The 21,615-nt window shown below is 41.0% G+C and carries 13 protein-coding genes and 2 tRNA genes; 10 read left to right on the forward strand and 5 right to left on the reverse strand.

Going from position 1 to position 21,615, the window contains the following annotated elements; genetic code table 11:
- Positions 1-19: 19 nt before the first annotated feature.
- A complete protein-coding gene (locus tag FRX45_RS04420; protein ID WP_152267192.1) occupies positions 20-1,111 on the forward strand; it encodes an amidohydrolase family protein in 1,092 nt (363 codons plus the stop codon).
- Between the two features lie 11 nt (positions 1,112-1,122).
- Entirely contained in the window at positions 1,123-3,240 is a 2,118-nt protein-coding gene (locus FRX45_RS04425) for an outer membrane protein assembly factor BamB family protein (RefSeq protein ID WP_152267193.1), read from the forward strand.
- Between the two features lie 367 nt (positions 3,241-3,607).
- Here the strand turns inward: FRX45_RS04425 and FRX45_RS04430 are convergent, their stop codons facing one another.
- Together FRX45_RS04430 and FRX45_RS04435 are read right to left on the reverse strand one after the other, a co-directional pair.
- Positions 3,608-9,793, reverse strand: coding sequence for an alpha-2-macroglobulin family protein (locus FRX45_RS04430; RefSeq protein ID WP_152267194.1), 6,186 nt, complete (start codon positions 9,791-9,793; stop codon positions 3,608-3,610).
- 355 nt (positions 9,794-10,148) lie between these two features.
- Positions 10,149-11,321, reverse strand: coding sequence for a class I SAM-dependent rRNA methyltransferase (locus FRX45_RS04435; RefSeq protein ID WP_152267195.1), 1,173 nt, complete (start codon positions 11,319-11,321; stop codon positions 10,149-10,151).
- Positions 11,322-11,478: 157 nt separating this feature from the next.
- Here FRX45_RS04435 and FRX45_RS04440 point away from each other — a divergent pair, with 157 nt between their 5' ends.
- A complete protein-coding gene (locus tag FRX45_RS04440; RefSeq protein ID WP_152267196.1) occupies positions 11,479-12,048 on the forward strand; it encodes a nucleotide exchange factor GrpE in 570 nt (189 codons plus the stop codon).
- A gap of 17 nt (positions 12,049-12,065) precedes the next feature.
- A complete protein-coding gene (gene dnaJ, locus FRX45_RS04445; protein ID WP_152267197.1) occupies positions 12,066-13,214 on the forward strand; it encodes a molecular chaperone DnaJ in 1,149 nt (382 codons plus the stop codon).
- A gap of 127 nt (positions 13,215-13,341) precedes the next feature.
- On the opposite strand, the gene FRX45_RS04450 is transcribed toward dnaJ, so the two are convergent.
- Positions 13,342-14,499, reverse strand: coding sequence for a sensor histidine kinase (locus tag FRX45_RS04450; protein ID WP_152267198.1), 1,158 nt, complete (start codon positions 14,497-14,499; stop codon positions 13,342-13,344).
- A gap of 62 nt (positions 14,500-14,561) precedes the next feature.
- Between FRX45_RS04450 and FRX45_RS04455 the strand changes: the two genes are divergently transcribed.
- From FRX45_RS04455 to FRX45_RS04480, 6 genes are all read left to right on the forward strand, one after another.
- Positions 14,562-15,584, forward strand: coding sequence for a glycosyltransferase family 2 protein (locus FRX45_RS04455; protein WP_152267199.1), 1,023 nt, complete (start codon positions 14,562-14,564; stop codon positions 15,582-15,584).
- A 53-nt stretch (positions 15,585-15,637) separates the two neighbouring features.
- Positions 15,638-15,841 (forward strand): hypothetical protein, encoded by a 204-nt coding sequence (locus FRX45_RS04460; RefSeq protein ID WP_152267200.1) that lies wholly within the window; start codon positions 15,638-15,640, stop codon positions 15,839-15,841.
- A gap of 74 nt (positions 15,842-15,915) precedes the next feature.
- Positions 15,916-15,988: transfer RNA gene (locus FRX45_RS04465), tRNA-Gly, on the forward strand.
- Positions 15,989-16,145: 157 nt separating this feature from the next.
- Positions 16,146-16,231: transfer RNA gene (locus FRX45_RS04470), tRNA-Leu, on the forward strand.
- A gap of 213 nt (positions 16,232-16,444) precedes the next feature.
- Positions 16,445-18,463, forward strand: coding sequence for a Piwi domain-containing protein (locus tag FRX45_RS04475; protein WP_152267201.1), 2,019 nt, complete (start codon positions 16,445-16,447; stop codon positions 18,461-18,463).
- Positions 18,451-19,497 (forward strand): PD-(D/E)XK nuclease domain-containing protein, encoded by a 1,047-nt coding sequence (locus tag FRX45_RS04480; protein ID WP_152267202.1) that lies wholly within the window; start codon positions 18,451-18,453, stop codon positions 19,495-19,497. Before FRX45_RS04475 ends, FRX45_RS04480 begins: the two co-directional genes overlap by 13 nt.
- Positions 19,498-20,171: 674 nt before the next feature.
- Here FRX45_RS04480 and FRX45_RS04485 read toward each other — a convergent pair.
- Both FRX45_RS04485 and FRX45_RS04490 read right to left on the reverse strand, forming a co-directional pair.
- Positions 20,172-20,393: a hypothetical protein gene (locus FRX45_RS04485; protein WP_152267203.1), complete on the reverse strand. Its 222-nt coding sequence runs from the start codon at positions 20,391-20,393 to the stop codon at positions 20,172-20,174.
- A gap of 46 nt (positions 20,394-20,439) precedes the next feature.
- Positions 20,440-21,489: a Fic family protein gene (locus FRX45_RS04490; RefSeq protein WP_152267204.1), complete on the reverse strand. Its 1,050-nt coding sequence runs from the start codon at positions 21,487-21,489 to the stop codon at positions 20,440-20,442.
- Positions 21,490-21,615: the final 126 nt, after the last annotated feature.

The raw sequence follows: 21,615 nt of genomic DNA on the forward strand, positions 1-21,615 counted from the left end.
AAAACCAACAGCTATACATATGTCTTTTTACACAAAATTATGCCTGCTACTTATTGGTTTGTCTGCCGCTATTGGCCATGTTTCCGTAGCCCAGCGCGCCGATAGCATTTTATTAAAGAGCTACCGGCCCAAATCCATCTATAAAATTCCTGTCACAAAAATTGAAAAAGCAAAGTTCCCGGTAATTGATATGCATTCGCACAGCTATGCGGAATCGGCAGCCGATATTGAAAGCTGGATAGCATTGATGGATAAATATGGAATTGAAAAAACGCTTATCCTCTCTTATACCACGGGTAAAAAGTTTGATTCTGTTTACCAGGTTTACTCCAAATACAAAGGCCGCTTTGATGTATGGTGCGGATTTGATTATTCGGCGATTAACGAGCCCGGTGGAGTGGAAAAAGCGGTAAAAGAATTGGAAAGATGTTTTCGAATGGGCGCCAAAGGTGTGGGTGAACTGGGCGACAAGGGTTTTGGGGAATATTATTCTTACCCGGCGCCTTCGGGTATGCATGTAGATGACCCGCGGCTGAAACCTTTGTTTCAAAAATGTGGCGAACTGAAAATGCCTGTTAATATTCATGTAGCGGAACCTATGTGGATGTATGAACCGATGGATTCTACCAACGACGGGTTGATGAATGCCTATGAGTGGAGAATAGAGCAATATAAATCAAAGAAAAATCTCATTGGGCATTCGGCTTTGGTACAAACACTTGAAAACGTTGTACGGGAAAATCCCAATACCACATTCATTGCCTGCCATTATGCCAATTGCGGTTATGACCTCAGCATTTTGGGCAATCTATTGGATAAATATCCCAATCTCTATGCTGATATTTCTGCGCGCTATGCCGAAACATCACCCATACCACGGTATATGTTCAACTTTTTTGAAAAATACCAGGACAAATTATTATACGGAACCGATATGGGGTTTTACAGCGAAATGTATGAAATGACATTTCGCATCCTTCAAACCAGTGATGAGCATTTTTATTATCATAATGTAACCGGCTATCACTGGCCGCTGCATGGATTTGGTTTGAGCGATGCCGTTTTAAAAAAGGTATACAAAACAAACGCGCTTAAAATATTGAAACGATAATCACTGCCTGCATGAAAATTATTTGTTGTACGGTTTGTATTGTCTTGCTTTTAATGGGTTGTCAGCAGCAACGGCAACAACCCTTTACCACTTGGGAAATTTACAGGGGCGATAAAGGCAGCACGGGTTATTCCGCACTGGATCAGATCAATAGCACCAACCTTCATCTTTTGGAAGTAGCATGGATATACCATACCGGTGATGCACGTGAAGGAAACCGCTCCACTATACAATGCAACCCGATTATCGTAAATGGTATGATGTACGTTACATCACCCCAATTAAAATTAATTGCATTAGATCCGCTAAAAGGAAAAGAGATCTGGCAGTTTAACCCGTTTGTTAATGAAGAAGCAACAGGTGTAAACCGCGGTGTAACGTATTGGGCGGAAGATAATGACAGAAGAATATTTTTTTCCGCGGGACATTATCTCTATGCTTTGAATGCAGATGATGGTTCCCTGCTTTTAAATTTTGGCGACAGCGGCAAAGTGGATTTGCGTGTGGGTTTGGGACGCGACCCGGCCAAGCTTGCCGTATGGGCTACTTCTCCCGGCATTATTTATAAGGATCTTTTAATACAGGGCACCGCATTGGGTGAGGGATATGATGCTGCTCCGGGTTTTGTAAGAGCCTATAATGTTCGAACCGGTAAAATAGCCTGGACTTTTAATACCATACCCCAGCCAGGTGAATTTGGTTATGATACATGGGATAAAGATTCGTACAAAGAAGCTGGCGGAACAAATGCCTGGGCGGGAATGAGTGTGGATGAAGAAAAAGGAATGGTGTTTGTTCCCCTCGGTTCCCCCGCATTTGATTTTTACGGCGGAAACCGTAAAGGAACAAATCTTTTTGGCAACTGCATTGTGGCGCTCGATGCCCAAACAGGTGAACGCAGGTGGCATTACCAGTTGGTGCATCACGACTTATGGGATTATGATTTGCCGGCGCCGCCCACATTGGTTACAGTAAACAACGGGCAAACAAAAACCGATGCTGTTGCCCAGGTAACTAAAATGGGTATGGTTTTTTTATTTAATCGCTTAACGGGCGAACCCATATTTTCAATAGAAGAGCGGGCAGTTCCCCGGTCGTTTTTACCGGGCGAAGCCACCTGGCCAACGCAGCCTTTTCCTGTAAAACCGGCTCCCTTTGCACGCCAGCATTTTTCTTACCATGATATCACCGATATTTCTGATTCGGCTCATGCTTTTGTTGAGCAAAAAGTAAAAAATGTAAGGATGGGTTCCATCTTTACACCACCCGATACCAATGGCGTTGTACAGTTTCCGGGAACAAGAGGGGGAGCGGAATGGGGAGGTGCATCCTTTGATCCGGAAACAGGTGTATTGTATGTAAATGCAAATGAAATTCCATTGCTGATTAAAATGAAAGCTGTATCGCTTTCGGATGATGCAGGCGCTTCACGCGGAGAAAAAATATATACGCTCAATAACTGTACAATGTGTCATGGTGCAAACCGGGCCGGCACTGCCGTGTTTCCTTCTCTTCAGCAACTCTCCAAAAAATTTTCAAAAGAGCAGGTAGCCGCCCTGTTAAAAACGGGGAAAGGACAAATGCCTGCCTATCCGAATATTAAGGAAGAAGATAAAAAAGCGCTGATAGATTTTTTGTTTGATGAGAAGCAAAAGGCAACGCATACACAAACAACCGCAACAAACCCCGTGCAACAGTACCGCTACGTGCATAACGGATGGACGGTACTAACCGATAAGGAAGGATATCCCGGTGTAAAGCCGCCCTGGGGAACACTTAATGCCATTGATTTGAATAAGGGTAAACTGCTTTGGAAAGTGCCATTGGGTGAATATCCCGAGTTAGCCAAAAGAGGAATTCCGGCTACAGGAACACAGAACCTGGGCGGGGCGGTAGTTACAGCCGGCGGGCTTGTTATTATTGCAGCCACCTTCGATGAAAAGATCAGGATATTTGATAAACACACCGGCAAATTGTTATGGGAGTATAAACTACCGGCGGGTGGTTATGCAACGCCGGCTACTTATATGCTTAATGGTAAGCAATATATAGTAATAGCGGCAGGAGGTGGCGGCAAAGTAGGATCACCGTCGGGAGATGCTTATGTTGCCTTAAGGTTAAAAGACTGAAAGAAGGTGAACAACCTATAAAACAAAAAAACCAGCCTTTACGGGCTGATTCTTTTATTCCAATAACGTTGTGGGTTAGTGAGTAAATATTTTTACTCCGTTCTGGCGGGTGGTGTATGCAACCTCTTTTTACTTTTTCTGTTCATGATCATCTATCCTAATGATTCGATAGTGTAAAGATGCTGCGGATTTGTGCGATATGGAACTATATTCGGCAAAGCGGTTTGTTCCGTCGTTTTTCGGCTGTTTTTGCCCGATAAGTATTTTTACTTAGCAGGAACTATATACAATTGTTTTGTTCATACATGAATTTTCCGTGATATTAGCCTGTAACAGTTGATATATGTTAAAGACATACAGATCCGTCCTATTTCACAGTAATCCTTATGCCTTCTGAATGAGACAGAAACTCGGGTGCATACATACACTGAATGGTAGCCACACCTGCCGAGAAATTGCCCTTATGCGTAACAAACAGCGGGTATTCAAATACGTAAGTACCTTTGCCCAACCAACTAAAAAAGAAATTGGTGGAAGCATCTTTCGTGCTTTCATAATAACCCAATCCTCCCTGCCATTTGTATTGGCTCAATACATTTACAGGCTCTGTTCCGGCGGCCAGTAAATCTTTCATATGTACATATTCCATATCCCTGTCGGCACGCAATTCAATTCTCACTTTTATTTTATCGCCCACTTTCAATACCGTGCTGGAGTCCACCGGTTGAAGTACCGGCCCTTTATCGCTGTTTTTTTCTATGAACAATTGCTTCTTTAGCTGCAGGGGCATTTTATTTTCTCCAGATGCTGTTATTTTATCCAGGTCTTCAAAATATTGCCAGTACACGGCGCCCCAGCTTCCTGCATTTTGCCGTGATGCGGCTGAGGAAGGAGTTACCGTTACCTGTATATTACCCATTGCCGGCTTTATTTCTTCTGCAGTAACCCTGTATTTGAAATAACCTGTACCTGCTTCATCATTTCCCGAAGAAGAGAAGTTTTTTGTACCCAGTTTGAGGTTTACCTGTGGCTGGTTGCTCAGCCAGTCTGTTCCCTGCAGCAATAATGCATAGCAGGCTTCGGCTGTTGATTTGGTATTGCCCCAGTGTTGTGTTTGTTTTTGTTTCAACAGCCACAGCTTCATATCATTCACCGCTTTTGTATCATGCGTTATTTCATTAAAGGCTTCAATAAGCAACGATTGTATTTCTACAGGCGCTTCATGCCAGTAGTATCCGCCACGGTTGTCTTTCCAGTACATGCCCAGTTCTTCGTGCGCAATAGCATTTTCTTTAAGCGAAGCGACAATGGCTTTGGGTGTGGCTTTGTCATTATCACGGTGCAGGCTCAGCGCAATCATGCCCTGGAAATATTTGCTTTCTTTTATCCAGAATTGTTTGGCCTGCTGCTTATAATAATTATATGCTTTCAGTGCTGCTTCATTTACTTTTTTCTCTTCAAAAAAACTGCGCATATACAGGTATTGTACCACTATACCGGTTAAATTATTTTTTTTGAGATCGGCTTTCTGTTTAACCAGATTGTCGTAATCTTCCTTTATCCTTGCATCAGCATATCGCAATGCAGCATCAGTCAGCTCATTCCATTCAGCATAACTTTTTTCCGGAAGGGCATTTAATTTTTGCAAATGTGCCACACTGGTTATAATATACTGGGTGATATATCGGTCGTCGCGGCCACCTTTAAACCATACAAAACCGCCATTGGAGGTCTGCATGTCTTTCAGTTTATTAAAATTTGTTTTTGCCTCACTGCTCATGCGCATCATATCAAACAATAAAGCGATGTGCTGTTTTTGCTCAGTTTCATTTTGTGCCTGCAATACCCAGGGGGTTTCCTGCAGCAAAATGCTTTTCAGCTCTTCGTTTTTTTCAAGACTGGAAACAAGGCTTTTGTTGCCGGAGGAATCGGTACGCCATTTTTCATATACCGCTTTTATACGCGGCGCACTGCTGGCAATAAGCGTGGCCAATGTATTGGCATAGTACCGGTTAAAAGTTTGCTCCGAACATTCATACGGGTATGCTGCAAGGTAAGGCAAGGCCTGAACGGCGTACCAGGCAGGGTTTGCGGTATATTCAACTGTTAACGCGTAATTTTTTTGTGATGATGCCTGTGTAGTATCTGACTTTAGCAATCTTTCAAACTTGAACTGTTTGGTGCCACTGCTACGCATATTCAGGGGCAGGGTTTCAGTAACCAGCATGCGGTTACTCAATACAGGCAATACATTTTCTTCACCATCCGACAATGTTTTTCCGTTAGCCTGCGGCGATGATCTTGCGGTAATGCGGTATAATAAAGGGGTATTAAAATTTTCAGGGATAGTAAGCTGAAACAGCAATACTTCACTTTGCCCGGGTGCAATGGAAAAGCTTTTTACCGGAACGGCATTATGAAACAGATCATCCACCGGTTTATTAGTGGTCGCATCAACCAGCTCTAACTTAGCAAATCCATTGATCAGGCTGTCGCCCATGTTTACTATTTTGGCATTGAAGGCCATCCTGTCTTTTTCCCTTACAAAGCGGGGCGCATTGGGTTGCACCATCAGTTCGTTTTGCGTAACGGCTAACTGTTGGGCATACCCTAAAGCCAGTGCCGGTGTATGGGCAAAGGTCATTAGTTTCCATTGGGTCAATGCTTCGGGCATGGTAAAACCGAACGATACATTGCCCGCACTGTCGGTTTTCAGGTCAGGAAAAAAGAAGGCGGTTTCGTTGAAGTTTTTGCGCGTGCCGGTATTATTATTCCCTGTTGTTACTTCCAATTCCTCTTCTTCATCCTTTGCCTGAACTGTGTCGGCAAGTTCGGAAGCATGCAGGTCACTTTCGTTCATTGCCATTTTGGACTCTGCCGCAGTTGCAATCCCTGCTGCTACTCCCCTGATGCGTTTTTGGGCCCCATAGCCAACCACAACAACATCATTCATCCATGAAAGCCTTACATCAATCAGCCGGTCGTAATTTTTGATGAATACTTCATGCTCTTTCCCGGATACATTTCCCAGGTCATTCCTTTGCCGGGATTGCACATCTATAAAATTCTGTCTTCCATTCCAATAACTGCCCAAATGATATTCCGGCCATATAGCGGGTATAGACCAACTGTGTTGTTTAAACTGATCCAATGATGCATCGTACATGGTAGCCAGCATTTCGGCCGCTACTTTTTCACCCTTTGTGCCGCTTATCTTTACTTCCCATTTTTCTTTGCTGCCAGGTTCCATCTTATCCCTGAAAGTAGTAAAACTGATATTGAGCTGTTTGTTGGTCCAGGGAACAGCAATAATATGGCTGTTCGTATAGAAGCGGTTGTCCTTCACAAAGAACTGCAGTATACCAAAACCGCCACGATCCTCCTCTGTGGCTGTAAAGCGGAAGTCTTTCTTTTCATTAGTCAATGTAAAGAACTGGTAAGTTCCTTCCATGTTGTTTTGTGCAGTAGTGCTCAGCGGTCGAACATCACCCTCAATTTCCCTGTCTGTTTGCTGAATCATAAACACATCCTTGGCCGAAGTGCCGGTGAGGATGGTAGCGGTTTCGGCTGGCTGTACAGGATCCGGTGTACCTGTACTCCAGGCATAAGCCGGCGTTGGCAATGCTTTGGATTTGCTGTCGTACAATTGCACATACTCCATCGCCTTTACTTCAGCCCCATATTTGTCTGTGGCTGTCACTTCAATGGTATACCAACCTTGAGAAGATTTGAAATTTGAGATTTGAAATTTAAAATTGGGCTGAGTAGTGAGCGAATCGGAATATGCTACCGCTCCTTTTTCCCAGTTGCGGTAATCCGATTCATCTTTATATTCATCGTGCGGAAAGAGATTAATGAATTCATCTTCTTTATAGATAAACTGGTCGGGGTTTTCCCAGTAACGGTTGCGAATAAGGCGGCCGGGAGATTGTAAGGGATATATTTTTACATTCGCCTGAACAGGTTCAAACACACCATTCATGTTTTTACTGCTGATGTTAAAAGTTTTAAAACTATCCAAAGCAAGCGGACCATTTTTCGGCAATGCAATATCCAGTTGAATGGCTTTATAGCCTACCTGCACAATTTCCGTACTGCTGCGGGTTTCACCGTTGATATCCGTTACATCCGCTTCAACGGTATAGTCAAAAACGGGTTCAAGCGTTTGGCTGATCGTAAGATCAGGAATCGCTTTAAAACGGATACTGAAATTTCCGGCAGTATCGGTGGTTGTAAGGCCATTAGCGATTTCCATCGGGGTTGTATTGGGCATCCCCTTCCGGTAGTATAGCCAGGGATAAATAAACCTTGCCCGGCGCGATACCCGGTATTTTACGTTAGCTCCGTCAATATTATTTCCGGCATAGGCCTTAGCCGTTCCGGTTATGGTAACGGTATCGTTCACCCTGTAACTGCTCTGAGGCTTGTTGATTTCTACTAAGAACTTAGGGCGTTTATATTCTTCTACCGAAAAATCTGCACTGCTTTGGTTGTATTCTTTTACCAGTATATTAAAATTACCGGTAAGCCCATTTTGCTGTAACTGAAATTGTCCATGTATGGAGCCATATTCATTGAGGGTTAAAGAAAGTGAATCCAGTACCTGCCTGTTCACATCCTGCAGGTATACTTTTACCGTTTTGCCGGTAATTGGTGTGGACTTGCGGGTAGCAGCATTTTTTGTAACGCCTATGCCTTTAAAATATACAGTTTGCCCGGGGCGGTAAATGCTCCTGTCGGTGAAAAAATATATCCTTGCATTTTTTTGTTCAAACTCATCTGTTGTTGTGTTTGCCTCATCTGCATTATAGCGTGTATACAGGTATTCATAATCATCCATGAAAAGATAGTCCTTTTCCCACCTGATCTCCAGCCGTGCATTCCGGTTCTCTTTGCCCGTTGTATTTAATGCAAAGAATCCGTTTTTATCTGCCATTAACGCTTCTGCTTTCTGTAATTTGTTTTTCCGGTCGGTATAATCATATTTGGAAGCCCATACCTGTACCGAGGCGCCGGCAAGGGGTTTGCCGGTGTTGCGGTGCAAAGCGAAGTATGAATTGTTGTTGCTGATATAACTGATATTGGACACATGAAAATATTGCGCCGCCAGCAGGTTTTTAGCGGTGCTGAAGTCATTGTTTACGCTTCCCAGCAAAATATATTCTCCTGCCGGCAGGGCGTCAACTTTTATTTCCACCGAATGATCACGGTAATCATCTGTTGCAGGAAGCTCCTGCTGCCATGTGCGTGCAGCAGGCAAAGCGATGAGTTTATTCCAGTACGCTAACTCGTAGCGGTTTTGCCATTGTTCTTTAAGTGCCTTATCAATTTTTATTATCCTGAAATGGCAGGTAAAGAAATTTTTATAGTTCACCAATGTTCTGAATGCTTCTCCCGGAATATTTACCTTTTCGGTTTGGAGCGTTAAAGATCTACCGAGAATATTATTGAGCAGGTGGCTACAATTGATTGCACCTTCTGTTCCGGGAAAATCTTTTATCGTTTGCTCACAAATTTCTTTTACGGTTTTGAATGCATATTTCAGCTCTTCATTGCCCTTTGTCTCATCATAGCTGCTGCCCTGCTGAAAATGATATTGCGCCAGTAACCACCATGCCTGTGCGGTTACGGATTGTTTTCCATATTGCGCTGTAAGATGTATCAACGCTATCCTGTACAATTCATCCTTACCGGGCATTACGGCATGGCGGTAAACAAATTGCAGCCTCCGCAAATCGGCATCCATCAACGCATCGGGCGCAGTATCATTGCTGTGAAAGGATAGTAGCTGCCTGAAAATGAGCAGTGCTTTATGATGCAGGGAAGAAGAATCATTTGTTTGAAAAGTATGATGAATAAAATCCGCTACCGGGTCAAATGCGGCATTTTCACTAAGGGTGAAAGCATAAGCGGGTTTTGTAATATCTCTTTCATCATTTTCAAAATAATCCAATGCCCTGTGGGCTAACAGATCGTACAGGGTAGGACGAAGTTTCCGGGTATTGCCCTTAATGATAATGGGCTCGTACGTTTCGAGACGGGTTTGCTGCAATAGTTTTTCATCTTCTATTGAAGCCAGGTATAGCGCACTTATTTTTTGATGCAGATCATCCAATGTCCAGGTAGCGATGTCTTCCTTATTTACATTAGCCGTATTGGTTCTGTTATAAAATTTCCAGCGGTTATTTTGAAGGTATTGCCAGTACATTTCGGCTGCTGCGGATTGCAGGATATAACGAACAGGCGGTTGCGCCGTTTGTATCTCCGCTTCCATTTTACGGATATTTTCTTCTGCTCCATTTTCTGTTAAGGGAACGTTGAGATTGATTTGATAGATGAGGGCTTTGGTTAATTGTGCATTGTTCTTTTCTTTCTTAGCCCGCTCATATATTTTTTTTACTTCTGCAATCGCCGATTTGGGCAGGCCTTTTTCATCAATCAGCAAGTCAACTTTTTTCCAGGCATCATCGTAGCTCATTTTGGTTTGACTTTTGGCTTGTATGAATAATAAGGAGGATAATGTACATAACAGCAGGTGTTTCAAAAATTTCATATTGTTATATTTGGATGATGCACGGATGAACCGGGCGATATGTAATGATTAATAATTACAGATGCTGAAGCAATGTGAATTACATAAAAATAAACAAATCAATCTGCAAATGCTAAAAGTATACCTGGGCAAACATTAAAGTAACATACCCAGTCAGGAAAGTTTTAATCTCTCATAACCAATTCTGCATTATCCCTGATCTTTGCGTTGTCCACTTTTACGCACTTAAATTTCAAATAAAACCGGAATGATTTTATGTTGGTTTAAATTCATTCTGATATTATTTCTGCAAGCTCAGCAATGGCGGAATTAGATGTTAAATCATGAGAGTGACGCTACTATTAAAACTCTATCCTCAGCTCACCTCCACAATCAAAAATTTGAGGTAATTGGTATTTTCCATGCCCGGAACGATGGGGTGGTCGGCCGACTGCGCCTGGAATGTTACCCTGCGTAATTTTTTACGGGCGTCTTTGGCTGCCATCGCAATAATATCAAGGAACAATTCCGGCTGTACTAAGTTGGTGCAACTGGAAGTAACAAGAAATCCGCCGGGTTTTATGAGCTTCATCCCCCGTAAATTAATTTCTTTATAACCCGCAACAGCTTTCTCAATATTTGCCCGGCTTTTGGTAAAAGACGGGGGATCGAGCATCACCACATCATATTGTTTTCCTTCCTTCGACCATTTTTTCAATACATCAAAAGCATTTACACAATCAAAGCGGCAAATGTTTTTGTATCCGTTCAATGCTGCATTCTTCCGGGCCTGTTCGCAGGCGTTCTCCGAAATGTCTAAACCTGTAACAGACACGGCACCATAATGCGCTGCATGAATTTCAAAAGTGCCGGTATAACAAAAAGCCCCCAGAACATCGGCCCCTTTTACTAAATGTTGTAAGGCACGGCGATTGTCCTGCTGGTCTAAAAAATAACCTGTTTTTTGTCCATTGGCGATATCAACATAAAATTGTAATCCATTTTCCTTAATAATGATATTGGTATCGAATGGGGCAGATAAAAATCCTTTTTGCTGTGGTAATCCTTCCAGTTCCCGCACAGCTACGTCATTGCGTTCGTAAATGCCTTTAGGATTAAAAATTTTTTGCAGTGCATTTACAATGACGGGCTTCCAAACATCAATGCCCAAAGCAAGTGTTTGTATAACAAAATAATTATTAAACTTATCAATAATAAGTTGGGGTAAATCATCCGCCTCTCCAAAAACCAGCCTGCAATTTTCTGTATATCCTAATCGTTGGCGGTATTGCCATGCTTTTAATAATTTGGCATAAAAAAAATCATCATTTATTTCCTGATTCCTGTTCCTGGTCAATAAACGTATAATGATCTGCGATTTGGGATTTATATAGCCTTTACCTATAAATTTATTATCGTGCGTAAATATTTCTGCTATTTCCCCGGCGGAATAGATTTGTTTGATTTCTTTAATCTCATTGGCAAATATCCAGGGATGACCGTTTTGAATTCTGTTTCCGGTTGTTTGCTTTAATTGTACTTTTATCATGGTTGCAAAGGTAGAGGGGATTTAAAATCTGAAGCTTAAAACTTGCCTGCCGGCAGTCAGGTTTGAAACATCCGGTATTTTCCGCCAATTTGACCTGTAACAAGGGTTGGCAAACTTGTTGCCTGATTTAAAAGCATTTATACAATACATAAGGACTATGGAAGATTTAAAGAATAAGAACGCTGAAAATCACGAAAATGCGTCATCCAATGAAACCGAAAGCTTTAATGAAAGCGCAAATATGACAGATCCAGCAGAATTACCTGAGGAACTGACAGACGAAGCACAAAAGATCCAGGCAGAATTGGCAGAGCAGAAGGAAAAATATTTGCGGTTATATGCCGAATTTGATAATTACAAGAGAAGAAATGCCCGGGAAAGAGTAGAATTGATGCAAACTGCCGGCAGGGAAGTAGTTGTTTCCTTATTAGATGTGTTAGACGACTGCGAAAGAGCCGAAAAGCAATTGCTGGAAAGCGGGCAAAAGGATGCGGTGCAGGAAGGCGTGCTATTGGTGTTTAATAAATTAAAATCTGTTTTATCTTCCAAAGGCGTTAAGCCCATGGATTGTAAGGGCAAAGAATTTAATCCTGATGAACACGAAGCCGTTAGCCAGGTACCTGTTGCTGATGAAAATTTGAAAGGGAAAATAATAGAAGAAATTGTAAAAGGATATTATCTCAATGATAAAATCATACGTTTTGCCAAAGTGGTAGTGGGATTATAATTAGCATATTCAGATATATGAAAAGAGATTATTACGAAATATTGGGTATTTCTAAATCTGCATCAACCGATGAGATTAAGAAAGCCTACCGGAAAGTGGCTATGCAGTATCATCCCGACCGGAATGCCGGAGACAAGACTGCTGAAGAAAAATTTAAAGAAGCCGCAGAAGCTTATGAAGTATTAAGTGATACTGAAAAAAAATCGCAGTACGACAGGTTTGGCCATGCGGGGTTAAAAAATAATGGCAGAGGCGGTTTTGGGAATATGAATACCGAAGATATCTTCAGCCAGTTTGGAGATATTTTTGGAGATGATATTTTCGGTAGTTTTTTTGGTGGAGGAAGCAGGGGTGGCGGACGAAGAAATCATGGGGTGAGAGGAAGTAACCTGAGGGTTAAAATAAAATTGAATTTTGAAGAGATCGCTAACGGTGCCACCAAAACGATTAAGGTAAAAAAATATGTTTCCTGCAATACTTGTAATGGCACAGGTGCAAAGGATAAAGGTGGTGTGCAAACCTGCACTACCTGTGGTGGGAGCGGGCAGGTTAGAAAAGTAACCAATACTTTTTTGGGACAGATGCAAACCGTTACTACCTGCCCGGCATGTAATGGCGAAGGAACCACGATCACCAACAAATGTACCAGTTGCCGTGGAGAAGGAAGAGTATATGGAGAAGAAACGGTAAATATTGATATCCCCGCGGGTGTGCAGGAAGGAATGCAGTTGAGCATGAGCGGCAAAGGCAATGCGGGGGAAAGAGGCGGCCCTTCGGGCGATTTAATAATACTGATTGAGGAAGAAAATCATCAATACCTGCAGAGAGACGGCTTGAATGTTGTGTTTGATCTTCATATTTCCTTTACCGATGTTGTTTTTGGTACACAGGTAGAAGTGCCTACTATAGATGGCAAGGCAAAAATAAAGATACCTGCGGGTACGCAAAGCGGCAAAATCTTCCGGTTAAAAGGCAAGGGTTTTCCTGCAATTAATTCGTATGAAAGAGGCGATCAGCTTATTCATGTAAATGTGTGGACTCCTCAAAATATCAATGCGGAAGAAAAAGCAGCGCTGGAAAAATTACAGGATGCTCCCAATTTTAAACCGCAGCCTGTAAAGGGCGAAAAGAGTTTTTTTGAGCGGGTGAAGGAAATGTTTGGATAGGGAGGTTTCGGGTTTCAGGTCACAGGTTTCAGAGGGGAATGCAACTTGAGCCTTATAACCCTGCCCTTTCTCACTTTTCACCTCTCATCCCATAACCTGCAACTTGCAACTTGTACCCTGCAACTTCTTAGATTGCGGACTTCTGTAAAATAATCCTGAAAGTAGTTCCTTTACCCAGTTCCGAATTTTTTACAAATAGTTGTCCTTTGTGGTATTGCTGAATAATGCGCCGGGAAAGCGTAAGCCCCAATCCCCATCCACGTCTTTTAGTAGTAAAACCCGGCTTAAATACTTTATTTATATTAGTGGAGGCTATTCCTTTGCCTGTATCGGTTATATCTATTTGCACCTGCTGATCTGTTTTGGTAATATCAATGGTAATTACTCCTTTTCCTCCCATTGCATCCAATGCGTTTTTTAAAAGATTTTCAATTACCCAGTCAAACAGCGATGCTGAAATTTTTACAGGAATGGTTTGTGCATTACCCGCATTTATAATAAACTGCACTTTTTCAGGAGATCTGCGACGGATATAATCTACCATATTGCCGATCTGTATCAGGAGGTCTTTTTCTTCTAATTTTGGCGTGCTTCCTATTTTGCTGAACCGGTCAGATACCAGTTGCAGCCTGTCAACATCTTTGGCTAATTCTTCGGCCATCTTTTCATTGTAAGGATCTTCTTTCAGCATCGCCACCCAGCCCTGCAGGGAGGTAACAGGTGTGCCCAACTGGTGGGCGGTTTCCTTTGCCATGCCTGCCCATAGCTGGTTTTGAACAGAACGGTTACGGGTAGCAATAGCATAAAAAGCAAAAATGATAAATAATGCTACGATCAGCAATTGCACCAGTGGATAATACCTCACTTCGCGCAGCAATGCAGAACTGCCGTAATAGTAAAGATCTTTCTTTCCATTAAGGGGATCTGTATATACAATAGGTTCATGCTGACTTTTGAATTGCCTTATTTTTTTTGGCAGGTAGCCGGTATCGTTATTTATTTTTGTGGAATCGAGATTGATGTATTCTACTACCCTGCCTTGTTCATTGACTCTTATAATTGGAATGTCATTGTTGTTGGTAAGAATGGCGGAAACCAGTTTGGTATCCACATCCGGCGGCGAACTGATCAGGAATTTGCCGGCTTCCACCCAGGTTTCTACTTTCTGCCTTTCGTCTGCCGCTATTTTATTGGCCAGGTATTGCGAATAGAAGATCGTGCCTGTTACAATAGCAATGGCAATTACAGACAAAGCCGTTCGCCAGTTAAAGAAACGCTGAAACATATTTAAAAATAGCGAAACGGTAACAATGCTTCCTTTATTTTTGAAAAAATAATTCTTTTACATTGACCCATTATCCATCGGTAGCAGTAGTTATTTTGAACTGGAACGGCAGGAAATACTTAGAGCAGTTCCTTCCTTCCCTTATGCTTACTACATACCCGGGGATACAATTTGTTGTGGCCGACAATGGTTCAACCGATGATTCGCTTGATTTTCTTACCCGGTATTATCCACAGGTTAAACAACTGCGCAGTGCTGTAAACGAAGGCTTTGCCAAAGGATACAACACGGCTTTACAGCAGGTGCAGGCTTCCTATTATGTATTGTTAAATTCCGATGTGGAAGTAACACCCGGATGGCTTGAACCTGTAATTGAATTAATGGAAAGCAATGCCAGCATCGCCGCCTGTCAGCCCAAAGTATTGTCGTGGCACGATAAAACGATGTTTGAATATGCCGGCGGCGCGGGGGGATGGATAGATGCTTATGGTTATGCTTTTTGCAGGGGCAGGGTATTTGACACATGTGAAAAGGATATAGGGCAATATGATGATGTGGCGCCTGTGTTCTGGGCTTCGGGTTGCGCTTTGTTTGTGCGGTCGCAGGTATATCACAGTTTAAACGGTTTCGATGAATTGTTTTTTGCCCACCAGGAAGAAATTGATCTGTGCTGGCGGATGCAACTGTCGGGCTGGCTTGTTTATGTGTGTCCGTATTCGGTAGTATATCATGTTGGCGGAGGCAGTTTACCCAAAGGCAATCCCCGTAAAGTATATTTAAATTACCGCAATAGCCTCATCATGCTTTACAAAAATTATTCATTTTCAGAAAAATTATGGAAAATTCCATTCCGTCTTGTGCTGGATGGAATAAGTGCCGTTCAGCAATTATTCGGGGGTGATAAAGCTTATGCCGGCATCGTATTAAGAGCACATTTCGCATTTTATAAATGGCTTTTATCGGCTAAAAATAAAAAATATTTTCCGGTGAAAAGGGTGGCTCATCCGAACGGGATATATAAAGGCAGTGTGGTATGGCAGTATTTTGTACAAAAGAAGCGCAGTTTTACAGAAATTATTGGGTGAAAAGGGCGAATGTTAGCCGTTAACCGCTATTTTTGCAAAGCAAATTGATAGATATGGAACATGAAATTACAGTAAACAGCAAAAAAGATTTCGCCTGGAGTTGGGTAAAATCATCCAGGTTTTTGTTTTACATGCAGTTGGTAGCCATTATTGCTTTTTTAATTGGCGGGAGCTATGGATTATACAAACACCGGTATAAAGGCAAACCGAAAGTAACAGTACCGGAAAATACCTTATACACGCCCAAGTATAAATAGCAGAACAGTACAGAAATATTTTGCTGTTTAAAAGCAATCCTTAATTTTGCACTCCCCAATCAGTTCTTTAATAAGCGAAAGTAGCTCATTTGGTAGAGCACGACCTTGCCAAGGTCGGGGTGGCCGGTTCGAGCCCGGTCTTTCGCTCAGAATGATTCCATTCGTACTATGCGGGTGGAATTTTTTGTTTATTGTAAAAGCCCTGGTGGTGGTCCCGAAGTATGGGGAGGTACACACGCCCCGATCTGAATCGGGGTGGCGAGCAATGTGGGATCAGCTTTTAAACAGTTCATTATAAAATATTGCCCTGGTGGTGGAATTGGTAGACACGCAGGACTTAAAATCCTGTGGCCAGCAATGGCCGTAACGGTTCAAGTCCGTTCCGGGGCACTCTTTCAGCCGATCAGAAATGATCGGCTTTTTTATTTCGACAACATTTCGACAACACTGCTATCTCTGCAGTTTATCCTTGTTGATTGCATCTTCTGAAATGCGCTCAATTATATTGTTTGGTATACAAGACTTCAAGAGTATTAGATATATACAAACATCAAATTAATGTGTTATATTAGGGGCTTATAGAAACCCATTCCTGGAAGTTAGATGGCTGGAACATTATTAAACTTTATTGAGATTTCTTTGTCCTCCAAGGAAATGACTATTTTTTGCCTTAGCGCTCAAGGTAAAGACATTCGCGAACTCCGAAAAGATTATGGGAATATATTTCATTTTTACTCCCGAGATGGAAATATATATTATTGGAATAAAACTAATACAGCTTCAGTAGATTTAGGTGGTATCTCACATGCAATCACAAAAAAAGATAGTCCACAGATTTTTTCAAAAGTAATTGAATGTGCAATTGTTGATTTTTTTGAATCCATTAAGGACAAGGAGCACAACAACTCTTACAAGGTATTCCGAAAAAATGTCCAACATACTTGGAACTTTATTTCTTCTCGGAATGAATTACAAGGTATCGTCAATGGCATTGCCGCTCACCGAAAGATATCTTATCATTCATTCTTTCTAAAGCCGAAAAATGACACGATTGTTCTAGGATTCACGATGGCTTGTTCGTTAGATATGCGCTTTGTTTGGAAGAAAGAAGAATTAATAACACAAAGAATCAACACGGATAGTATGCAATTTGATGAATTCAATAGTCCAATTCCTAACCTTCAAAATATATATCATTTTCTAGAAGCAACAGGTTCAAAAAACGCATATGATGTTGCCATTGAAAAACTTGAAAATAATGAAACAACCTGCACACTTCTAAAGAAAATTATTGTATGGCTAAATGCCAATAAAGATAAGTTAGTCCTACCCGCAGGTCTGCATATTGAGAAGTTTGCTCTCAATTACTTACCGACTAACGGTCTTGAGTTAGGGGAGATTTATTCACCAAAACGATATTTCTTTAATAATGCAACGAATACCCAACGTTTACAGTATTACAATGATCAGGTAAAAGCATATAAACCATTTTCCTTTGGATTATTTGAAGATAAAAACGTGAGAATTGCTGTGGTATTTCCAGCCCAATACGAGGGAAGTACCGAGATTTTTCTGAATACATTGAAAAAATCTTTGAACAATGACCTACATCTAAGTAAGGTTGAATTCGTTCCAATTAAAGTGGCAGACCTTTCTGTTGCGTCATATAAAAAAGGGTTATACGAAAACAATGAGGGGCTGAAAACATGCAGTTTGGCAATCATCATTGTTAATGAAGCTCATGAGGCTCTAAGCGCGAATGATTCACCTTATTTCGTTTGCAAGGCAAAACTAATTGGACAGGGGTTGCCAACCCAAGACATACAAATTGAAACAATACAAAATAGAGTTCATCCCCTCGCGCTTAGCAATATTTCATTGAATATCTATGCTAAACTTGGCGGCACGGCTTGGACAATCGAGAAAGAAGAGAAATTAAAGGATGAACTGGTAATCGGAGTTGGTTCTACAAAGTCTGCGAATGGTAATAATATCCTTGGCATCGCGCAAATATTTCACCCGGACGGAAGATATATTGTTGGCAACTGTTCGCCTTTGTCTACTTTCGAAAACTATTCAAAAAATCTCGAAGAATATCTTTATGAGACTTTGAGCCAAATTATCGAAGCGCATATCAACACGTCAAAAAGTTTTCGTTTAATATTCCACTTATACAAGTCTGCGAGCCAGCAGTATGAGATAACTGCGATTGAAAATGTAATAAAAAGGTTTGATAATTACACATTTGATTATGCTCTTCTTCATCTAGGCTATGGTCATAATTTCCGCATGTATTTCGATGATGGCAGAGGTAAGCTAAAGAAGGGCAGCTATGTTCAAATAACTCCTTACATGGCACTTCTTCATTTTGTGCCAATTAGTGTGTTGCCTCTTAAAATTGAAATTGATCCAAGGTCAAAAGGCTTTACCGATCTATTTTATTTATCAAAACAAGTATATTGGTTTTCGAATTTATCGCATCGTAGTTACAACCCATCGAAAAAGACCGTAACTATTATGTATCCATCATTAATGGCGGCATTAACTGAAAAATTAAGCCTTGTAGACGGATGGAACTATGACATGTTGGGTTATGTTAGAGACAAACAATGGTTTATCTAGAACAATATATAAAAAATATCAAGGATGCCATACAGCCAGACAATCTTGGCTCCATGGCTTATTATTATCACGCCGATAAAACCTCATTAAAGAACCTCGATTTATCAAGTTATCAAGGACAAGACTTAATAGCAGCCAAGGGCTATTGCGGAATCGATCTAGCCGAGGAAGAAAAGCAGAAGATACTTAGACCTGGATTTAAAGGTATTGATATTTCAAGTACAATATTCAAGTTGGTCGGCGCATATTTTGCTCATTCAACAGCAGTGTCGCCCAAATTTGCGGAAAAATTTCAAGATACATCTCTTAGGAATAAGTATTTTATTTCGGTTTTAGTTTCTGATTACAGAAGCAAATTGGTTGCTGAATTAACGCACTCTCAGACATCGGAAAATTGGCTATACAGATTTTTACTTGGACTAACTACATATGAAAATGATAATTTGGAAGAACTTCAAAAGTTCCTAATAACAACAAATGACGTTATTGATTTGATAATACTTGAAGAACTTCGTAGAAAATTTTTAAGCCAAGAATTTTCAGTTACAAGTTTTATCAACTTGTCAGCCAAGGAAATTATACTACAAGTTCTTGCCAACTTTCAGAACGCTACAAATAAGATTACACAAGTTAGAAGGGCAGGTCGTAGCTCTTTTGAGATTAAGGACGAATATGATGTTCAAGATCTTCTTTACTCTATTCTAAAAGGGATTTTCCCCCTTATGAAAGAGGAAGATCCTGTGCCAAGACAAGGAGCTAAATCATCGAGGATTGATCTGATTGTTAGAGAAGAGGGAATTTTGATTGAGGTCAAAATGATAAAGGAAGCAGATTCAAATGAAAAAGAATTTGTCGAGCAGCTTAAAACTGATATTCAATCATATCACAAAAGTGAATGGTTAAAGTATTTAATTTGTTTTGTTTATGATCCGCATCGTAAAACGAAAGACAAACAAAGTTTCTTTGATCTAAATGGAACGCAATCTGTGAACGGGAAACAGTTTACAATTGATATCATTTTGAATCCAATGTAAACAGTTAGCATAAAAATCTTTTTTGCAGATGTTGGTGTTCGATGCAGCAATGCCGTTGTTGGGTGTTTTCACCAACAACTGAAGCCAAGCATAGAGCCGCATAGTGTTATTGCAGCATTACCGATATAGTAGAAATGTGGCAAATATATTCATGAATATTGCTCCGTTGTCGGTGTTCGTGGATAGGCATAGTGAGTAGGCAGCAACGAATCGTAGCGATAGACAATCAATCTTGCTGCCATTGTTGGTGTTTGTGGAAGGGTAGTGAAGAAGGCATCACCAACAAGAAGCGTGCGGGCATTTACCCAGCCGGACCTGATTCAAAAAGGACAACTTGAAAAAGGGTCATCGGGACACCCGAACGCACTTTTTTCACCTCCGTATTATTGAGTACTAATAAAACTCAAATCAACGAAATGAAAAAAATGAAATAAAAAATGAATTGAATGAAACGCGTAAAATAAGACCAGCGTCAGGTCCTGCTAATAGAGTATTTGTATAAATTATTTGAGAACACACTTTTGCTGTCGAGCTTCTGTTTGCTGAAAACGGAGAACGTGTCGATATAGAATTGCAGGTAGGCATGGGTGATAATGTCATTAGTCCGGCTTTTTCATACTTCTCCCAGGCTAAAAGCAAGATTTTTTATATTTCCTTTTTTTACAAAGATGGGTTTATCGGGCTTTATATAAAGATTTATAATTGGCGCATTGGTAACAATAGGTTTCTCCTTCATGTATTCCCCAGATATCGCGTCCTTTATCTTTACCCGTTTGCCCTCTCCATTCTAAGGAGGACCAATTTTTTAATCTCGCCATATAGGCAAATACCAGCCTTTCAAACCCAAATCCGCCGAAATCTTCGAAGTGAATTTTTGAAACTGGTTTCTGTAGCATGCTATCTCGTTAAATGAAAATAAAACTAGGGATAAATAATCTCATTTTAGCTTTTCCCGGAGTACCAGGTGCCTTTTCCGGTTCCGTTTTGTTGCAGATAGTTATTGCTAACAAGATTTTCTAAATGCTTCTTAACTGTATTTCTATTTGCATTTGTTAGCGTCACGACATTGCTGATCGTAATTCTTCCGCGTGCTTTGAGCAGTTCAAGAATTTGCAATGACAGTTCAGGTAAAGCTGCCATTAAAAGTTTCTCTTTTTCCAGTTTAACTTCTAACCTTTTCTTTTGGTGTTGGAGCGCTTTTAAAAAGAAGACAATCCAGGGTTGCCAATCGGGTACGTCAGTTTGCAACGTGCCTTGTGTTTTTCTCAGGGCTGAATAATAGCCCTCTTTGCTTTGTTCTATAACAGCTTCCAGCGAACTATATGGGACGTATGTGTAACCGTGTTTTAATAAAAGACATGTCGTTAATACACGAGATAATCGTCCGTTCCCATCTTGAAAAGGATGAATTGCAAGAAACTCCACTATAAAAACAGCAATGATGAGAAGAGGGTGTAGTTTCTTTTCGGCAAATGCCTGATTAGACCATTCCACAAGTCTTTCCATCCGTAGAGGCGTTTCAAATGGAGTAGCCGTTTCGAAAACGATACCAAGGCTTTTTCCTTCGGGTGAAAATGCCTCGACAAGGTTAGGTGATTTTTTATACCTTCCATTATGCCAGGTATCCTTTTCACTATATTCCAGTAGTTCCTTGTGAAGTTGTTGGATATAGTTTTCGGTTAACGGGATATGCTCATAGTTCTCGAAGATAAGGTTCATGACATCCGAATAACCTGCAACCTCTTGCTCGTCCCTGGAAGAGAATTTATTTATCAATAGGTTGCCGAGCAGGATTTCAACCTCTTTGTTCGTCAGTTTGCTCCCTTCTATTCGCGTAGAAGAGCCGATACTCTCGATTGTAGCAACACGTTTCAACGAGCTAAGTTGTTCTGGCGCTAGTTGCCCCAAAGCCCGCCATGCGCCTTTGAACTCATCAATTTCCGCAATGAGACTTAAGATCTGTGGTGTTATGTGGAGGCTTTCTATTTTCATACCCATATTATTACCCAAAAATACCCAAAAAGCAACAAATACCCGTATTGTTAACCATAAATACCCATATTTTTGAAAAAAATGAATGGACAATTCAACGTGGAAGAAAAACTTATTAACCCGTCT

Origin of the sequence: Agriterribacter humi, from assembly GCF_009192765.1 — a bacterium.
Lineage (GTDB): Bacteria > Bacteroidota > Bacteroidia > Chitinophagales > Chitinophagaceae > Agriterribacter > Agriterribacter humi.

Excerpts from the sequence above, each read along its gene's own strand:
- FRX45_RS04435 (WP_152267195.1), bottom strand. The coding sequence starts at position 11,321 with ATGATAAAAGTACAATTAAAGCAAACAACCGGAAACAGAATTCAAAAC.
- dnaJ (WP_152267197.1), top strand. The coding sequence starts at position 12,066 with ATGAAAAGAGATTATTACGAAATATTGGGTATTTCTAAATCTGCATCA.
- FRX45_RS04475 (WP_152267201.1), top strand. The coding sequence starts at position 16,445 with ATGGCTGGAACATTATTAAACTTTATTGAGATTTCTTTGTCCTCCAAG.
- FRX45_RS04490 (WP_152267204.1), bottom strand. The coding sequence starts at position 21,489 with ATGAAAATAGAAAGCCTCCACATAACACCACAGATCTTAAGTCTCATT.
- FRX45_RS04485 (WP_152267203.1), bottom strand. The coding sequence starts at position 20,393 with ATGCTACAGAAACCAGTTTCAAAAATTCACTTCGAAGATTTCGGCGGA.
- FRX45_RS04425 (WP_152267193.1), top strand. The coding sequence starts at position 1,123 with ATGAAAATTATTTGTTGTACGGTTTGTATTGTCTTGCTTTTAATGGGT.
- FRX45_RS04460 (WP_152267200.1), top strand. The coding sequence starts at position 15,638 with ATGGAACATGAAATTACAGTAAACAGCAAAAAAGATTTCGCCTGGAGT.
- FRX45_RS04420 (WP_152267192.1), top strand. The coding sequence starts at position 20 with ATGTCTTTTTACACAAAATTATGCCTGCTACTTATTGGTTTGTCTGCC.
- FRX45_RS04440 (WP_152267196.1), top strand. The coding sequence starts at position 11,479 with ATGGAAGATTTAAAGAATAAGAACGCTGAAAATCACGAAAATGCGTCA.
- FRX45_RS04450 (WP_152267198.1), bottom strand. The coding sequence starts at position 14,499 with ATGTTTCAGCGTTTCTTTAACTGGCGAACGGCTTTGTCTGTAATTGCC.
- FRX45_RS04430 (WP_152267194.1), bottom strand. The coding sequence starts at position 9,793 with ATGAAATTTTTGAAACACCTGCTGTTATGTACATTATCCTCCTTATTA.
- FRX45_RS04480 (WP_152267202.1), top strand. The coding sequence starts at position 18,451 with ATGGTTTATCTAGAACAATATATAAAAAATATCAAGGATGCCATACAG.